This window comes from Actinoplanes sp. NPDC026670, assembly GCF_040638175.1.
In the GTDB taxonomy this organism is placed as follows: domain Bacteria; phylum Actinomycetota; class Actinomycetes; order Mycobacteriales; family Micromonosporaceae; genus Actinoplanes.
In genome coordinates, this window is the sequence record NZ_JBEZXU010000066.1 from 47,390 (window position 1) to 64,037 (window position 16,648).

The window sequence follows — 16,648 nt, forward strand, 5'->3', positions numbered from 1 at the left end:
GGCCGAATGTGCATCCTGAGCACGCCGCCGCGGAAACTTGTCATACCCCCGACGTACGGTGGTGGGCATGGCGCTCGACATCCCACGACTCGACGGCCGGTTCGAGGTCGTCAGCGACTACCAGCCCGCGGGTGACCAGCCCGCCGCGATCGACGACCTCGAGCGGCGGGTCCGCAGCGGCGATCGGCACACCGTCCTGCTCGGCGCCACCGGCACCGGCAAGAGCGCCACCACGGCCTGGCTCATCGAGCGGCTTCAGCGGCCCGCTCTGGTGCTCGCGCCCAACAAGACGCTCTGCGCCCAGCTGGCCAAGGAGTTCCGTGAGCTCCTGCCCAACAACGCCGTCGAGTATTTCGTCAGTTACTACGACTACTACCAGCCAGAGGCGTATATCGCCCAGACCGACACCTACATCGAGAAGGACTCGTCGGTCAACGAGGAGGTGGAGCGGCTGCGCCACTCCGCCACCAGGTCACTGCTGACCAGGCGCGACACGATCGTGGTCGCGACGGTCAGCGCCATCTACGGCCTCGGCACCCCGCAGGAATACGTCGCCATGGCCGCCCGGGTGAAGGTCGGTGAGGAGGTCGACCGCGACAAGCTGCTGCGCAAGCTGGTCGACATCCAGTACACCCGCAACGACATGGCCTTCCAGCGCGGCACGTTCCGGGTCCGGGGCGACACCCTGGAGATCATCCCGGCCTATGAGGAGCTCGCCATCCGGATCGAGATGTTCGGTGACGAGGTGGAGAAGCTCTACTATCTGCACCCGCTCACCGGCGACGTGATCCGTGAGGTCGAGGAGCTGATCATCTTCCCGGCCACCCACTACGGGGCGGGCCCGGAGCGGATGGAGCGGGCGGTCCGTGACATCGAGGCCGAGCTGGAGGATCGGCTCGCCGAGTTCGAGCGGCAGGGCAAGCTGCTGGAGGCCCAGCGGCTGCGCATGCGCACCACGTATGACCTCGAGATGATGCGGCAGGTCGGCTTCTGCAACGGCATCGAGAACTACTCGATGCACATGGACGGGCGCACCTTCGGCGAGCCGGCGTATACGTTGCTCGACTACTTCCCCGACGATTTCGTCACCGTCATCGACGAGTCGCACGTCACCATCCCGCAGATCGGCGGCATGTATGAGGGCGACGCGTCCCGTAAACGGATCCTGATCGAGCACGGGTTCCGGCTGCCCAGCGCCGCAGACAACCGGCCACTGCGGTTCGACGAGTTCCTCGAGCGGGTCGGGCAGATGGTGTTCCTCTCCGCCACGCCCGGCAACTGGGAGATGGAGCAGGCCCAGGGCGAGTTCGTCGAGCAGGTCATCCGCCCGACCGGCCTGGTCGACCCCCAGGTCGTGGTCAAACCCACCAAGGGCCAGATCGACGACCTGATGCACGAGATCCAAGTGCGTACCGAGAAGGACGAGCGGGTCTTGGTCACCACCCTCACCAAGAAGATGGCCGAGGACCTCACCGACTACCTCCTGGAGAACGGGATCCGGGTCCGCTACCTGCACTCCGAGGTCGACACGCTGCGCCGGGTCGAGCTGCTCAAGGAGCTGCGCAAGGGCGACTACGACGTCCTGGTCGGCATCAACCTGCTCCGGGAGGGTCTCGACCTGCCCGAGGTGTCGCTGGTGGCCATTCTCGACGCCGACAAGGAGGGCTTCCTGCGCAGCGGCCGGTCGCTCATCCAGACCATCGGCCGGGCCGCCCGTAACGTGTCCGGCGAGGTCCACATGTATGCCGACAAGATCACGCCGTCGATGCGGGACGCCATCGACGAGACCGATCGCCGGCGGGCCAAGCAGATCGCCCACAACGAGGCCAACGGCATCAAACCGCAGGCCCTCCGCAAGAAGATCCACGACATCCTCGACGACATCTACAAGGAGGCCGAGGACACCGACGAGGTGGTCGGCGGCTCCGGCCGGCAGATGTCACGTGGCAAGGCCTCGGTCCCGGAGAGCCGTTCCAAGGGCCGGGCAGCGGCCACACCGGCCCGCGCCGGGATGGCCCGGGCCGAACTGGCCCAGCTCATCCAGGACCTCAACGACCAGATGCTGGGCGCGGCCCGGGAGTTGCAGTTCGAGCTGGCCGCCCGGATCCGTGACGAGATCCACGAACTGAAGAAGGAACTGCGCGGCATGGACATGGCGGGGGTGAAGTAACCGGCCGAAGCCGGGTGGCGGGGTCGCGTTGGCGGTCGAATAATCGGTCGTCCGGGGGAGTGCGTGTCATTACCCTGGCGGCCATGACGGCTGAAGTGCGCCGGGTGGCTGATGCCCTGCCCGAGGACGAGTTGCTGGATCTCGTGCGGCGGTGCCGGGCAGCCGACGGTGGCATGCCCCTGGTGACCGAGCCGTGGTTCCTGCGCGGTCGCTGGCTCGCCGCCGGCACGGTGGCTTTCGAGGCCCGGGACGGCGGCGCACTGATCGCTGCTGCCGCGGTCCGCCCCTCCCCGGGCGGGCCGATGATCAGCGGGCTGGTGGACCCGGCGTTCCGCGGCCAGGGTCTCGGCTCGCGCCTTCTTGACGCCGCCCTGGCTGCCGCGACCGACCTTCCGGGCGCCGCCGTTCCTGCCGCCGCCGGCTCTCCCGTCGCGCCCCCCTCCACCGTTCCTGCCGCCGGCGGCTCTCCCGTCGCGATCCCCTCCACCGTTCCCGGTGATCTTGCGGTGGGTGAGGCCGGTGTCGGTGATCAGTCGGGTGTGACTTCGGCTGGCAGTCCGGGTGCCGCGGTGACCGTGGAGTGCGAAGGGCTTACGGCTGGGGCTGCAGAGCTTTTCGCGTCTCGGGGGCTCTTGCAGGTCTTCGGGGAGGACGTGATGCGGATCAAGGTGGCCGCGGAGGACGGCTTCGTGGCCGGCTGGCCGGCCGGAGCCGAAGTCGTCGACTGGTCGGCTGAGACCGCGGAACGCTTCCATGCGGTTTATGCGGCATCGTTCCGGGATCGTCCGGGCTTCCCCGATCCGAGCGCCCAGGAGTGGATCGAGGAGAACACCGAGGACGACGACTTCCGGCCGGAGTGGTCGATCATGGTGGCTCTGCCGGGACGTGGGGACGTCGGGTTCGTCACCGCGGCCGAAGGCTGGATCGTGCAGGTCGGCGTGGTGCCGGCCGCCCGCGGAACCGGTCTCGGCGGCGCCCTGATCCGGGAGTCGCTACGGCGGATGGCAGCTGCCGGGGCCACCGAGGCGTGGCTCACCGTCAACGTCAACAACCCGTCGGCGGCCGGTCTCTACCGGCGGCTCGGCTTCGACGACATGGGACAGCGGGCGCGCTACCGCTGACCGTTGGGGCGGTGGCCCTGGATGTCGGTGAAGTACTCGGCCAGCGGGGGCTGGGCCAGGGAACCGCCGATCAGGGCGCGCCACTGGGCGAAACGGTCCGAGCGGCGGAAGTTGTGCTCGTGAGCCTCCACGCTGTCCCACTCGGCCAGAAGCACGAACCGTCGGGAGGACTCGACCGCGCGCTGCAACCGGACCGAACGGCAGCCGGGCGTCGTCGCCACCAGCGGCCGGGCGAGTTCATAGGCATCGACGAAGTCAGCCTCCCGGCCGGGGAGGACGTCGATCAGCGTCACTTCGAGAACCATGCCCACAAGAGTCCCATACGCACCAGATGGGCAGCATACTAGGATGCCCCGGGGGTAGTGCGGGATTCCGAAGCCGCCGAATCGGCGCTGCTCACGGCGTAGGGTGTGGAAAGCGGTCCGATCAACGAGGCCGTGACGTACGGCGCATGTCGTATCTGCCCGGTTGGGGCGTTTCGATGGCGAGCCGTACCACTCTCTGGTCTCCCGGTGTGCCGTTCGCGCCGAGGATGCGTAACAATGGCTCCTGTGGGAGGGGAGTATTCCCCCGCTCCGGTCTCGTCAACACGGAACGCCTTTCGGGGCGGGCCCGGGGCCGGTGGTCACGGATCCGAGATCCGTGGCGGAAGAGACCTCCGACAGTCGCACGTCGCTGTTCTCATCCAGTCCAGGGTGGGCGCAGCGACGACCCGTGTCTGCCGGAGGTCCTTAGTTGAACATTTCTGCATGGGTCTGGGTCGCCACCCTGGTCGCGTTGGTCGCGGTTCTCGCCGTTGATCTGCTCATCATCGGGCGCCGGCCGCACGAGCCCAGCATCAAGGAAGCCGGCGGGTGGGTCGCGTTCTACGTGGGCCTCGCCGTGGTCTTCGGCATCGGGGTCTGGCTCACCGCTGGTGGCCAGGCGGCAGGCGAGTTCTACACCGGCTGGCTCACCGAGTATTCGCTGAGCGTCGACAATCTCTTCGTCTTCGTGATCATCATGGCCCGGTTCGCCGTGCCACGGCATCTTCAGCAGAAGGTGCTGCTGATCGGCATCGTGCTGGCGCTCGTCATGCGTGGCATCTTCATCGCCGCCGGCGCCGCGCTGATCACACAGTTCTCCTGGGTTTTCTACATCTTCGGCGCGTTCCTGGTCTACACGGCGATCACGCTGGTGAAGGGCGAGGACGAGGACGAGGAGTTCAAGGAGAACATCCTGATCCGCTGGGCCAAGCGGGCCCTGCCGCTCTCCTCCGAGTTCGGCGACGGCCGGTTCAGTGTCGTCACGGAAGCGGGCAAGCGCCTCTTCACTCCGATGCTCATCGTGATGATCGCGATCGGCACCACGGACCTGATCTTCGCGCTCGACTCGATTCCGGCGATCTTCGGCATCACCAAGGAGCCCTACCTGGTCTTCACCGCGAACGTCTTCGCGCTGATGGGCCTGCGTCAGCTGTTCTTCCTGCTCGGCGGCCTCCTGGAACGCCTCGTCTACCTCAACATCGGCCTGGCCGTGGTGCTCGCCTTCATCGGCGTGAAGCTGGTCCTGGAGGCCCTGCACACCAACAGCCTGTCGTTCATCAACGGCGGCGAGGGCTTCCACTGGGCCCCCGAGATCCCGATCTGGCTCTCCCTGCTGGTGATCCTCGGAACCTTGGCCGTAGCCACAGTGGCCAGCCTGATGAAGACCTCCCGCGACAAGAAGAAAGAACTGGCCAGCCAGTAACCTCGAACCACCAGACAGGCCCGGCGACCAAGGTCACCGGGCCTGTTCGCGTCTCCAGCAGCCCGTGGGCTCCCACCGCTGTGAACGCCCCGGGAGAACCGCCGGCCAAGCGGGACGGGCCACCCGGATCTTGGAGAGTCCGGCGGGACAGGTGAGTCTTCCGCGCAGCCACCCCACCTTGATCCGCGCAGCCGCCTGCGGATCTTGCACGACTTTCCACGCTCGCGCCGATCTTGCAGCCCTTTCCACGTCCCGACGTGAAGAAGGCTGCAAGGTCTCCCCCGAGCAGTAGACCTTGCACGACAAATCATGCCCAGACATGAAGAACCGTGCAAGATCGCCGCGAAGGAGGAGAACCGTGCAAGATCTCCAAAGCTGGTCGAGGCTGAAACCTCCACAAATACGAAATCTCCGGTCTCAAGCCGGTGTTCGGTCGCCTGCGGGTGCGGCAGCTCGAAGGGCTGGGTGGAGTACATCGCACAGCAGAGGGATTGGCCCCGGAACCGGCGAAGCCTTGAAGAAGCTTCAGGTGTGCCCGAACTCGCAGGATCTGTGGGGGTGGGCCTCCGGGGCCGGATGCGCCGACTGAATCTTGGGGAAGTCTGCGGGACGGCCCGAAGTTCACAAGATCGCGGGAGAGGGGTGGCGGGGCGGCCGCGCCGGTTGGATCTTGGAGAGTTCGGCGAGACAGAGGTGTGCCGGAACTCCACAAGATCGCGGAGGCGGGTGGGAGCGCGGAGGCGGGTGGGAGCGCGAGGAGCTAGGAGGGCGGGCGGCGGGCGGGAGCGCGAGGAGCTAGGAGGGCGGGCGGGAGCAGAGGCGAAGGGCAGGCGGGAGCGCGGGGAGAGGGGGAGGAGGGAGAGGGGGAGGGGAGGCATTGGCTGGGTGATGCGCGCGTAGGTACTTCAGGAGGAGGGCGGGCGGGGCCCAGAAGGGGGGCGGAGGGGACGGTGCGGTGCTTTGGCCGTACCAGAGAAGGGTTTGAAAGCGACCAACGAACCGCAACCACCCGGCGGCGCAAGGTTCTGGGCGGCACATGGCCCACGGAGGGATCAAGCCTGACCGCCCGGAGTGGGCCATGTGCCGCCCAGAACCGACCCACCGCAAACGCAGAACCGGCCCGCCCGAACAGGAAAAGGGCGGGCCGGAAAAGCAGGAAAACCTACTGGTGCTTACGGCGAGCAGCAGCCCGGCCGCGGGTAGTCGCGTCCAGGACCACCTTGCGGATCCGCACAGCGGACGGGGTGACCTCGACGCACTCGTCCTCGCGGCAGAACTCCAGGGACTGCTCCAGGGACAGCTTGCGGGGCGGGATCACCTTCTCGGTGTTGTCCGCGCTGGCCGCACGCATGTTGGTGAGCTTCTTCTCCTTGGTGATGTTGACGTCCATGTCGTCGTCGCGGGAGTTCTCGCCGACGATCATGCCCTCGTACACCTCGGTGGCGGGCTCGACGAAGAGCTGCCCGCGCTCCTGGATGTTGATCATCGCGAAGGCCGTGACGGCGCCGGCCCGGTCGGCGACGAGCGAACCGTTCTGGCGGGTGCGCAGCTCGCCGAACCACGGCTCGTAGGCCTCGAACAGGTGGTGCATGATGCCGGTGCCGCGGGTCTCGGTGAGGAACTCGGTGCGGAAGCCGATCAGGCCGCGGGCCGGGACCAGCCACTCCATGCGGAGCCACCCGGTGCCGTGGTTGATCAGCTCTTCCATCCGGCCCTTGCGGGTGGAGAGCAGCTGGGTGATGGCGCCCATGTACTCGTCGGGCGCGTCGATGGTGAGGCGCTCGACCGGCTCGTGCACCTTGCCGTTGATGGTCTTGGTGACGACCTGCGGCTTGCCGACGGTGAGCTCGTAGTTCTCCCGGCGCATCTGCTCGACCAGGATGGCCAGGGCCAGCTCACCACGGCCCTGGACCTCCCAGGCGTCGGGGCGGTCGGTGTTGAGGACGCGCAGCGACACGTTGCCGATGAGCTCCTTGTCGAGGCGGTCCTTGACCATGCGCGCGGTGACCTTGGCGCCCTTGACCTTGCCGACCATGGGCGACGTGTTGGTGCCGATGACCATCGAGATGGCCGGCTCGTCGACGGTGATCAGCGGAAGCGGAACCGGGTTCTCCGCGTCGGCGAGGGTCTCACCGATCATGATCTCGGGGATGCCGGCGAGGGCGATGATGTCGCCGGGACCGGCGCTCTCGGCGGGCTTGCGCTCCAGGCCCTCGGTGACCAGCAGCTCGGAGATGCGCACGTTGCTGATGGTGCCGTCGGTCTTGCACCAGGCGACGGTCTGGCCCTTGCGGATGGTGCCCTCGTGGACGCGGCAGAGCGCGAGACGGCCGAGGAACGGCGAGGCGTCGAGGTTGACGACGTGCGCCTGCAACGGGGCGTCCTCGTGGAACTTCGGCGCCGGGATGGTGTCGAGGATGGTGCTGAACAGCACGTCGAGGGAGTCGCTGTCCTCGGGGACGGTGCCGTCCTTCGGCTGGTTCAGCGAGGCGATGCCGTCGCGGGCGCACGCGTAGACGATCGGGAACTCGATCTGGTGCTCGTCGGCGTCGAGGTCGAGGAACAGCTCATACGTCTCGTCGACGACCTCTTTGATACGGGCGTCGGGCCGGTCCACCTTGTTGATGATCAGGATGATCGGCAGCTTGGCGTGCAGCGCCTTGCGGAGCACGAAGCGGGTCTGCGGGAGTGGGCCCTCGGACGCGTCGACGAGGAGCGCGACACCGTCGACCATGGTGAGGCCGCGCTCGACCTCACCGCCGAAGTCGGCGTGGCCGGGGGTGTCGATGATGTTGATGGTGACCGGGGGGCCCTCGGCGGGCTGGTAGCTGATCGCCGTGTTCTTGGCGAGAATGGTGATGCCCTTTTCCCGCTCCAGGTCCATGGAGTCCATGACGCGGTCGGCCATCTCGCCACGCGCATGGGACTGGCTGCCCTGGCGCAGCATGGCGTCGACCAGGGTGGTTTTGCCATGGTCGACGTGAGCGATGATGGCGACGTTGCGTAGGTCGGTGCGGGTCTGCATGACGTCCATTGTTCCCGGCTCAGGTTGCCGATCGTGACACGGGGTCAAAGCCCGAATCTTGTGCTGATCTGTCCGTTTTACGGGTCAGCGGTGATCAGCCGGCCACTGTTAGCGTTCCTCGTCGATGTCCAACGGGGGAGGTTTGCGTCGATGCGCAAGATCAACATTGTGGCCGCGGTGACGGTTCTGGTGGTGGCCGCGGGATGTGGTCTGGCCGGGGCGGACGAGGAGAAGCAGGCGGCCGCGCCGGTGGCGGTGACGACCAGCGAGCCGACTGTCGAGGCGGAGCCGACACCGGAGCCGTCCCCGTCGAAGACGAAGAAGACGACGAAGCCCACGGAAAAGGTGAAGCCGACACCGACCGAGGACCCGTTCAACATGCAGCTACCGGACTGCGCCGAGTACGTGGGCAAGGCGGTGACCCGGGCGAAGGCGAAGGTGGCGCTGAACGCGGCCGCGACGAAGGTGTACTGGCCGGGGTCGGCGCCGAAGCTGCGGGTGCCGGCCGACCTGATCCGGTCGGTGGCCTGGCACGAGAGCGGCTGGGTGTCGAACATCCGCAACTGTGACGGTGGATACGGCCTGATGCAGGTGATGCCGGACACCGAGGACTTCGTCAACCAGCGGTTCGAGAAGAGCTACGACTCGAGTGAGTACAAGCAGAACGCGATCGTCGGCGCCAACTACCTGGCTTGGCTGACCAAGTACTTCGGTGAGAAGTACTTCGCCAAGAACTACGACCTGAGCACGGCCAAGTGCAAGACCGACGCGTCGCCGTGCCTGCTGAACCTGGTCATCAACGGGTACAACATGGGCCCGGGCTCGACCGAGGAGACGTACCTGGCGAAGAAGAAGCTGTCGAACCCGGATTATGTGCACCTGATCCGGGCGAACATGCGCGAGTGTGACTGCGACAGGTTCTGACGCCGGGCCGGTCCCGGGTGCTCCGGAGCCGGGGGCTACACTGGGTGGCGGACCCGAGACCCCGTACACCCACCGTTTTGACCCTCTCGTCGACACGGTAGTAAGGTCTCGGGGTTGTCGTGTGTCGTTGATGCTGGCGAGCTGCGTTGTCTCGGCCCGCAGCTCACCCTAAGGAGCCTTACCCAATGCCTCCCAAGAAGAAGACCCATGAGGTAACCCTCGCGCTTGAGGCGGGTAACGCCGCGATGGTCGACCTCGGTAAGATGCTCGGCCCGACCGGCGCCAACATGCGTGCCGTCAAGGTCGAGTACGACGAGGCCACCGCGAAGAACCGGGGCGAGATCATCCCGGTCATCGTGTCGGTCTACGAGGACCGCAGCCACACGCTGGCCTACAAGACGCCGCCGACCAGCTTCCTCATCCGGAAGTCCCTGGGCATCCAGTCCGGCGCCGCCAACCCGCTCACCACGACTGTCGGCACCCTCAGTGCCCAGCAGATCAAGGAGATCGCGGAGCGCAAGCTGGTGGACCTCAACGCGAACGACCTCGACGCCGCCATCAAGATCGTGGCCGGCACGGCCCGCTCGATGGGTGTGAAGGTCGCTTCCTGAACTGCGAGTTCCTGAGTTTCTGAGAACGGGCCCCGGTCTTCACCGGGGCCCGTTCTTCTTCGGCGCCACCACCTCGTGGATCAGGCCGTAATCCAGGGCCTCGGCCGCGCTCAGGGTGCGGCCCGCGGACAGATCGTTCTCCACCCGGCTGCGCGGCTGACCGGTGATCTCGGCCAGCCGGACCAGCACCTCCTCCAACTCGCGCAGGTGCTGCCCGGCGGCGGCCGCGACCTCGTCGGCGGTCCCGGTCACCCCCGCGGCGCGCGGTTCGACGAGTTTGAAACGCGCATGACGGTACGCCGCCCGCTGATCCGCCGCAGCCAGCACCGCCAGCGCCGCCCCGCCCGCCTCCGCGGTGACCAGCGCGTGCACCGGGGCGGCCAGCGCGTCGAGCACGTCGACCACCGACAGCGCGGCGCTGAGATCACCGCCCGGACTCGACACGTGCAGGTGAACCACCTCCGGCCCGGCCGAGTCGAGGGTCAGCAGCGCCGCCGCGATCCCGGTGGCGGTCTCCGCGGTGAGATGCCCGCGCATCATCACGATCCGCTGGTCGAAGAGCCGCTCCTCCAGCCAGCCGGGCAGCCCCGGCCCGGCCGGTGGCAGCTGCGGCGGCGGCCACTCGGGTCGGTGATGCGGCTGGTGTGGATACAGGGGCATCGTCACCTCCGGTGTGCACGGCCTGACGCCAGCCTAACCACGGCGCCGCGAAACGTGCCGATAACCGGAGGCGGCTAGGGTCCGGCCATGTCCGGACCGCGGCGCCGATCGGCCCTGCTCGCCCGGCTCGCCGACCGGGAGGCGGGCAGCGTGCGGAGCGCGATCGTGGACGAGCTGCGGACGATCATCCTGTACGGCGAGGTGCCACCCGGTTCAGCGATCCCGGTCGACGCGGTGGCCGCCGCGTTCGGGGTGAGCCGGATCCCGGTGCGTGAGGCGCTGATGACCCTGATCGGTGAGGGCCTGGTCGACCATCGGACCAACGGCGGCTACCGGGTGGCGATGATGACGGCCCGCGAGTTCGGCGAGATCTACCTGGTCCGTGAGGCTCTCGAGTCGGCCGCGCTGCGGGTGGCGGTGGCCGGGGCGAGCTCCGAGGACGATCGGCTGGCCCGGTCGGCGCTGTCGGCCCTGGACGCGGCGATCGAGGCCGACGACAGCGGCGCCGCCTACCACCGGGAGAGCCGGCGGTTCCATCTGGCGCTGCTCGGGCCGTGCCGGATGCGCCGCCTGCTGCACATGCTGGAGTCGGCGTGGAACATGACCGAGCCGCTGCGGCCGATGTCCCATCTGACCGGCGCCGACCGGGAGCTGCTGCACTCCGACCACGCCGGGATGCTCGCCGCCTTCCTCGGGCGCGACGCGGAGGAACTGGGTCGCGTCTGTGCCCGCCATCACCACAGGTTGCAGGGATTCATCGCAGCATTGCCCCAGCACACTGGGCTGTTTGTGGAAGAAGCACCACCCAGGCCCCAGAAATGAGAAAAATCGGTCTGTGGGCGAGGTCGTGCTCTATCGCAGCGAACGGACTTTGGTCCTTCGCCGGAGCCCAGGCGACCTGATCCGAAAACGTGCCACCGGGCCCGGGGCGGTCCGGCGGATCCGGCACGAGCAGGAGGTGCTCAGCCGGCTCGCCGGCGTCCCGGGAGTGCCCCGGCTGGCCGCCACCCAGTCGCGCCAGACGCTGATCCTGGAGGACGACGGAGGTGACTCGCCGGATCGGGGGCGGGTAGCCGTACCGCTGCTGTTGAAAATCGCCGCGGACCTGGCGGCGACGCTGGCCGCCGTGCACCGCGCCGGCGTCGTCCATCGGGATGTCACCCCGGCCAATGTGGTGCTCGCCGGACGCCCGGTGCTGATCGATTTCGATCTGGCGCTGCTCGGGCGGCCGGAGGCCGACGAGCCGGACGGGCCGGTCGGCACCCTCGGCTATCTCGCGCCGGAGCAGACCGGGCGGATCGGGCCGGTCGCCGACTCCCGCGCGGACCTGTACGGGCTCGGCGCCACCCTGTACGCGCTGGCCGTAGGCGAGCCGCCGTTCACCGGCGACGACCCCCTGGAGCTGGTCCGGGACACGCTGGTCCGGCCGCCGGTGCCGGTGGCGCAGCGGCGGCCCGGGCTGCCGCCCCGGTTCAGTGAGATCATCATGCGGCTGCTGGAGAAGGATCCGGGGCGCCGCTACCAGAGCGCCGACGGGCTCGCCTACGACCTGGCGCGCTGCCGGACCGGCCCGGACACCGGCTGGGAGCTCGGCGAACGCGACTTCCCGGCGTTCCTCGAACCGCCGGCCGGCGTGATCGGCCGCGAGCCGGAGATCGGCGTGCTGACCGCGGCGCTCGACCTGGCGATGCGCGACGGCGCGCCCGCGGTGCTGATCACCGGGCCGCCTGGGATCGGCAAGACCGCCCTGGCCCGCTGCCTGCGGCCGGTGATCACCGCCCATGGCGGGTGGTTCGCGGACGGGCGGTTCGACCAGTTCCGGACCGGCACCGACACCGGCGGGATCACCCGGGCGCTGCGGGTCCTGACCCGGCTGCTGCTGGCCGCGCCGGAACCGGAGGTGGCCGACGCCCGGCAGCGGATCCTGGCCGCGCTCGGCGCCAACGTCACCATCGCCTGCAACGCCATCCCGGAGATGAACGACCTGCTCGGCGACAGCGACCGGCCGTCGTCCGGCGATCCGGTGACCGCCCGCGCCCGGACCAGCGCCACCGCTGTCACCCTGCTGCGGGTTTTCGCCGAGCGGCACCGGATCGTCTTCGTCCTCGACGACCTGCAGTGGGCGAGCAGCGGATCGATGCAGGTCCTGGAAGCGATCCTGGCCGCCGGGCCGATTCCGGGGCTGCTGATGGTCCTCGTCTACCGGGAGGGCCTGCCGGTCGACCGCTGGCTGCGGGCCGGTGTCGCCGCGCCGCCGATCCAGGTTGGCGGTCTCGGCCCCCGCGACACGGCGGCGCTCGTGGCGACGGTGCTGCGGATGCCGCCGCAATCGGCGGCCGGCCTCGGCGCCCTGATCCGCGACGGCAGCGACGGCAGCCCCTATGCGACAGTCGAACTGCTCAACGCCCTGCGGGCGGACGGCCTGCTGCGGCCGGCCGACGAGGGCTGGCGGTGGGACGACACGGAGGTACGGGCGTTCGTCTCCCGCCACCAGCTGGCCCAGCTGCCCGGCCGCCGCCTCGCCCAGCAGGCCCCCGGATGCCGCCGCCGGTACGCCGCGCTGGCCTGTCTCGGCGGCGAGGTCACCACCGGCCTGCTGGCCGTGGCCACCGGCACACCCGAGGACGACCTGAACCGGCACGTGGACCAGGCGGTCTCCGACGGGTTCGTGCTGCGGGCCGGGGACGGTGTCCGGTTCCGGTACGACCTGGTGCTCCAGGCGGCCCGGGAATGTCTGCCGGACACCGAGCGGGAACTGCTGCAACTGGCCATGGCCCGCCGGCTGGCCACCGGGTTCCCGCAGGCGGCCGCCGAACAGTATCTGGCCGCCGCCGGCCTGGTGGACAGCCCCGCCGAGCGCCGGGCGGCGGCCGCCCTGCTGCACGACGCCGCCCGCCGGACCATCCGGCTGACCAACTATCCGGTCGCCGTGGACCTGCTCGACGCGGCCGAACGGCTGCTCGCCGGGGCCGGCGACGACCCGGCCCGCAACGCCGTCGCCGTGGACCGGCACATCACCTACTACTGTCTCGGCCGGCTCGACGACGCCGACCTCGTCTACCGGGAACTGGCCGGACGATCCCCGGACCTGGTCACCCTGACCGAGGCCACCGCGATCCAGATCAACGTGATGAGCCAGCGCAATCAGATCCCCGCGGCGTACGCCCTCGGCCTGGACGTGCTGCGCCGGTTCGGCATCGAGCCCCCGGACGACCCGGAACCCGTGCTGCGCCGCGAGGTCGGCGAACTCCGGGCCGGTCTCGGCGACCTGGAGCAGGCGGCCGAGACCACCGACCCGCGGGTGCTGGCGGCCGGACGGCTGATCAACCGGCTGCTCGTGCCCGCCTACCTGCTCGGGACGATCGAGCACTCGTGGATGCTGCTCCAGGCGTACCGGCTGTGGCGGCAGAAAGGGGTGTGCGCGCCGGTGATCGGCGCCGCCGGGTCGGTGATCTGCGCGACCATCTCGCTGTTCGACGACTACCGCACCGGCTACCGGCTGAGCCGGCACGTCGTCGCGGTCGGCCGGGAACACGGCTGGCCGGCCGAGACGGCGATCGCCGGGTACATGTACCTGTGCCTGGCCGCGCACTGGTTCGAACCGCTGGAGGACCTCGTCGAACCGGCCCAGGCGAACCGCGACGCCCTGCTCGCCGCCGGTGACGTCCAGGTGGCCGGCCTGCTCAGCGCCCGGCTGGCGGCCATCGTGCTGGACACCGCCGACTCGCTGGAGACCGCCGCCGAGGAGATCGCCACCGGGCTCGGCGTCGCCGAGCGGACCGGCAACCGGATCGCGGTCTTCAGCCTGACCTCATACCGCGATCTGGTACGGGCGGCGCGCGGCCAGGAACCGGTCGGCGAGGAACCGATCCTCACCTATCCCCCGGCGACCGCCGCCCACCACGTCAATCACGGGCTCGGCGCGCTGTTCCGGCAGGACGCCGCGGCCCTGGCCGAGCACTCCGCCGCCGCGATGGAGCTCAGCGAGGCGATCCGTGGGTTCTACGTGTCCGCGCTGGCCCGGGTGCTGCGCTGCCTGAGCCTGGCCACCCGGCTGCGGGACGGCGACACCACGGTCGCGGACGAGCTCGCCGGCGTGCGGGACTGGCTGGCCCGCCGGTCCGCCGACGCGCCCCGCAACTTCCGGCCGCTGCTGCACCTGGTCGACGCGGAACGAGCCTGGGCACGCGGCGACCCGGACACCGCGGCCCGGCACTTCGACGCCGGCCTGCACGAGGTGGCCGGCCGGCCCTGGCACCGGGCCGTCCTCGCCGAACGGGCCGCCCGCTTCCACCTCGAACGCGGCCTCACCCACACCGCGCACCGGCTGCTCGCCGAAGCCCGCGACACCTACCGGGCGTGGGGAGCCGCCGCGCCGGCCGACCGGCTGGAATCGTGGCATCCGTTCCTGCGGGCCACCGAGATCACCGCGTCCGGCAGCGCCTCCGGGGCCGACCGGATCGACCTGATGGCCATCCTGCGCGCCTCCCGGGCGCTGAACTCGGCGACCTCGCTGGCCGTCCTCGAGGAACAGGTCGGTGACGTGCTCAGCGCGATGACCGGGGCCACCCATGTGCGGCTGGCCGGGCCGTCCGGGGCCGGGTTCGACTCGGCGCTGCGGTACGTGCGGCGCACCCACCGGCCGCTGCTGGTCGCCGACGCCTGTGTGGACGACCGGTTCGCGCGGGACCCGTACCTCGCCGGGCTGGAGGCGTGCGCGCTGCTCGCCGTGCCGGTCCCGAGCCGCGACGCCGACGGCGCGGTGCTCGTCCTGGAGAACCACCGGCAGGGCGGCGTCTTCTCCACCGACCGGCTCGAAGCGGTCCGGCTGATCGCCGGCCAGCTCGCGGTGGCCCTGGACAACGCGCTGCTCTACGACTCGCTGGAGGACACCGTACGGGAACGGACCGCCGACCTGGAGGCCGCCAACCAGCTCAAGGCCGACCTGATCGGCATGCTCGGCCACGAGATCAACAACCCGCTCGCGATGATCCTCGGGAACCTCGACCTGATCCTGTCCGAGGACGAGCTGACCGACGACGTCCGCGACGTGATCGCCCGCGTGCACCGCACCACCCAGCGGCTCGCCACCATCGTCCAGGAGGTGCTCGACCTGGTCAGCCTGGACGCCGGCCGGCTCTCCGCGACACCCGCCCCGGTCGAGGTCGCCGACCACATCGAGGCCGCGCTGACCGCGACCGCCACCGGCCCGGTGCCGGTGACCTGCCCGCCCGGCCTGGTGGCCATGGTGCAGCCGAGCCACCTCGACCAGATCCTCACCAACCTGATCAGCAACGCGGCCAAGTACGGCGGAGGCGCCACCGAGGTGGTCGCCCGGGCCGGCGGGCCGTCGGTCACCATCGAGATCCGCGACCAGGGTCCGGGCGTGCCGCCGGAGTTCCGGGCGCGGCTGTTCGACAGGTTCGCCCGCGCCTCGGCCACCGCGGCGAAGGTGGCCGGGACGGGGCTCGGCCTCTACATCGTCCGGGAGCTGGCCCGGGCCAACGACGGCGACGTCGACTACCACCCGGGCACCCACGGCGGCTCCACGTTCACCATCCGATTGCGAGCGCTTTCGCTCCAGAGCTGATGCGTCGTCGCTGTCCCGATCTTGGTTCTTGCCGGGAGTTCGAGTTTCGCCATTGGGCAGTGGCATTGCTGGTCAGGTCCGCAGCCGTAGTGAATCTGGCGTTCGTCCTGGTCGGCGTCATCCTCAGCGAGCTCCGCAAGATCGCCGTGAGGTCTTATGGCCTTGGACGGGGCCGCCCAGGGGTGATGCCGGAGCGGACTTTCGAGGGGCGGGTCCGCTGGCCGGAGCGGTGGTCAGCGCACACGTTCGCCGATCGTGTGCGCCTGCTTCGCTCCGACGGGGACGGGCGCACGCGTTGTGCCGTCTGTGTGCGCCCGTCGTCGTCCCGGCGAGGGTGAAGTCGCACGTTGCCGCATTGTGTGCGCTGGCCGTCGCGCGCCGGCCGAGTACCGGCGACCGCGTCTGGCCGAGCGCCGCCGACCGCGTCCAGCGGAAGGCCGACGACCAAGGTTTGCGACCGGCACCCGATGCGCCGTCACCCAAGCGATCCCCAAATGGCGAAACTCGAGCGGGAGCATTCTGTGCAGCCACCTCAGCTTGAGAAAGGCAGCCCCCAGGCGGATGACGTCTCCTCGGTCGCGACGCCTCCCCGCGGCCCCGCCGCTCGCGGATCTTGCACGAATATCCACCCTCGCGCCGATCTTGCATGGTTCTTCACGTCGGGGTGTGGTTTTTCGTGCAAGGTCTACTGCGCTCGGGAGACCTTGCAGCCTTCTTCCCGTTGGGCTTGGAGTCAAGGGGTGGTTGCATCGGTGCTGGTGAGGAACTCGTTGAGTTTTTCGGTGGGGGTGCGCCAGTTGAGGGTTTCGCGGGGGCGGT

General features: G+C 69.4%; 10 protein-coding genes. 7 read left to right on the plus strand and 3 right to left on the minus strand.

Features of this window, described 5'->3' with window-relative positions; translation table 11 throughout:
- Positions 1-67: 67 nt before the first annotated feature.
- Together uvrB and AB0E94_RS41860 are read left to right on the plus strand one after the other, a co-directional pair.
- Entirely contained in the window at positions 68-2,170 is a 2,103-nt protein-coding gene (gene uvrB / locus AB0E94_RS41855; protein WP_360338325.1) for an excinuclease ABC subunit UvrB, read from the plus strand.
- A gap of 83 nt (positions 2,171-2,253) precedes the next feature.
- Positions 2,254-3,291 (plus strand): GNAT family N-acetyltransferase, encoded by a 1,038-nt coding sequence (locus AB0E94_RS41860; protein WP_360338328.1) that lies wholly within the window; start codon positions 2,254-2,256, stop codon positions 3,289-3,291.
- Here AB0E94_RS41860 and AB0E94_RS41865 read toward each other — a convergent pair.
- Positions 3,282-3,596, minus strand: a complete 315-nt coding sequence (locus AB0E94_RS41865; protein WP_360338331.1) for an antibiotic biosynthesis monooxygenase family protein — start codon at positions 3,594-3,596, stop codon at positions 3,282-3,284. The genes AB0E94_RS41860 and AB0E94_RS41865 overlap by 10 nt on opposite strands.
- Positions 3,597-4,032: 436 nt before the next feature.
- On the opposite strand from AB0E94_RS41865, the gene AB0E94_RS41870 reads away from it, so the two are divergent.
- The gene (locus tag AB0E94_RS41870; protein WP_360338361.1) at positions 4,033-5,019 is read left to right on the plus strand and encodes a TerC family protein; all 987 of its coding nucleotides are present in this window, start codon (positions 4,033-4,035) and stop codon (positions 5,017-5,019) included.
- Positions 5,020-6,181: 1,162 nt separating this feature from the next.
- Here the strand turns inward: AB0E94_RS41870 and typA are convergent.
- Positions 6,182-8,044: a translational GTPase TypA gene (gene typA, locus AB0E94_RS41875; RefSeq protein ID WP_360338334.1), complete on the minus strand. Its 1,863-nt coding sequence runs from the start codon at positions 8,042-8,044 to the stop codon at positions 6,182-6,184.
- Positions 8,045-8,194: 150 nt separating this feature from the next.
- Between typA and AB0E94_RS41880 the strand changes: the two genes are divergently transcribed.
- Both AB0E94_RS41880 and AB0E94_RS41885 read left to right on the plus strand, forming a co-directional pair.
- Positions 8,195-8,968, plus strand: a complete 774-nt coding sequence (locus AB0E94_RS41880) for a transglycosylase SLT domain-containing protein (protein ID WP_360338337.1) — start codon at positions 8,195-8,197, stop codon at positions 8,966-8,968.
- Positions 8,969-9,153: 185 nt separating this feature from the next.
- Positions 9,154-9,579, plus strand: coding sequence for a 50S ribosomal protein L11 (locus AB0E94_RS41885; RefSeq protein WP_360338340.1), 426 nt, complete (start codon positions 9,154-9,156; stop codon positions 9,577-9,579).
- A gap of 39 nt (positions 9,580-9,618) precedes the next feature.
- Here the strand turns inward: AB0E94_RS41885 and AB0E94_RS41890 are convergent, their stop codons facing one another.
- Positions 9,619-10,239: an ATP-dependent Clp protease proteolytic subunit gene (locus AB0E94_RS41890; protein WP_360338343.1), complete on the minus strand. Its 621-nt coding sequence runs from the start codon at positions 10,237-10,239 to the stop codon at positions 9,619-9,621.
- 87 nt (positions 10,240-10,326) lie between these two features.
- Between AB0E94_RS41890 and AB0E94_RS41895 the strand changes: the two genes are divergently transcribed.
- Positions 10,327-11,061 (plus strand): GntR family transcriptional regulator, encoded by a 735-nt coding sequence (locus AB0E94_RS41895; RefSeq protein WP_360338346.1) that lies wholly within the window; start codon positions 10,327-10,329, stop codon positions 11,059-11,061.
- 13 nt (positions 11,062-11,074) lie between these two features.
- Positions 11,075-15,829, plus strand: coding sequence for an AAA family ATPase (locus tag AB0E94_RS41900; RefSeq protein ID WP_360338349.1), 4,755 nt, complete (start codon positions 11,075-11,077; stop codon positions 15,827-15,829).
- Positions 15,830-16,648: the final 819 nt, after the last annotated feature.

What these genes read in the sequence shown, in the direction of transcription:
- AB0E94_RS41890 (WP_360338343.1), bottom strand. Translation starts at nt 10,239, where the DNA reads ATGCCCCTGTATCCACACCAGCCGCATCACCGACCCGAGTGGCCGCCG.
- AB0E94_RS41880 (WP_360338337.1), top strand. Translation starts at nt 8,195, where the DNA reads ATGCGCAAGATCAACATTGTGGCCGCGGTGACGGTTCTGGTGGTGGCC.
- AB0E94_RS41860 (WP_360338328.1), top strand. Translation starts at nt 2,254, where the DNA reads ATGACGGCTGAAGTGCGCCGGGTGGCTGATGCCCTGCCCGAGGACGAG.
- AB0E94_RS41865 (WP_360338331.1), bottom strand. Translation starts at nt 3,596, where the DNA reads ATGGTTCTCGAAGTGACGCTGATCGACGTCCTCCCCGGCCGGGAGGCT.
- typA (WP_360338334.1), bottom strand. Translation starts at nt 8,044, where the DNA reads ATGCAGACCCGCACCGACCTACGCAACGTCGCCATCATCGCTCACGTC.
- AB0E94_RS41895 (WP_360338346.1), top strand. Translation starts at nt 10,327, where the DNA reads ATGTCCGGACCGCGGCGCCGATCGGCCCTGCTCGCCCGGCTCGCCGAC.
- uvrB (WP_360338325.1), top strand. Translation starts at nt 68, where the DNA reads ATGGCGCTCGACATCCCACGACTCGACGGCCGGTTCGAGGTCGTCAGC.
- AB0E94_RS41885 (WP_360338340.1), top strand. Translation starts at nt 9,154, where the DNA reads ATGCCTCCCAAGAAGAAGACCCATGAGGTAACCCTCGCGCTTGAGGCG.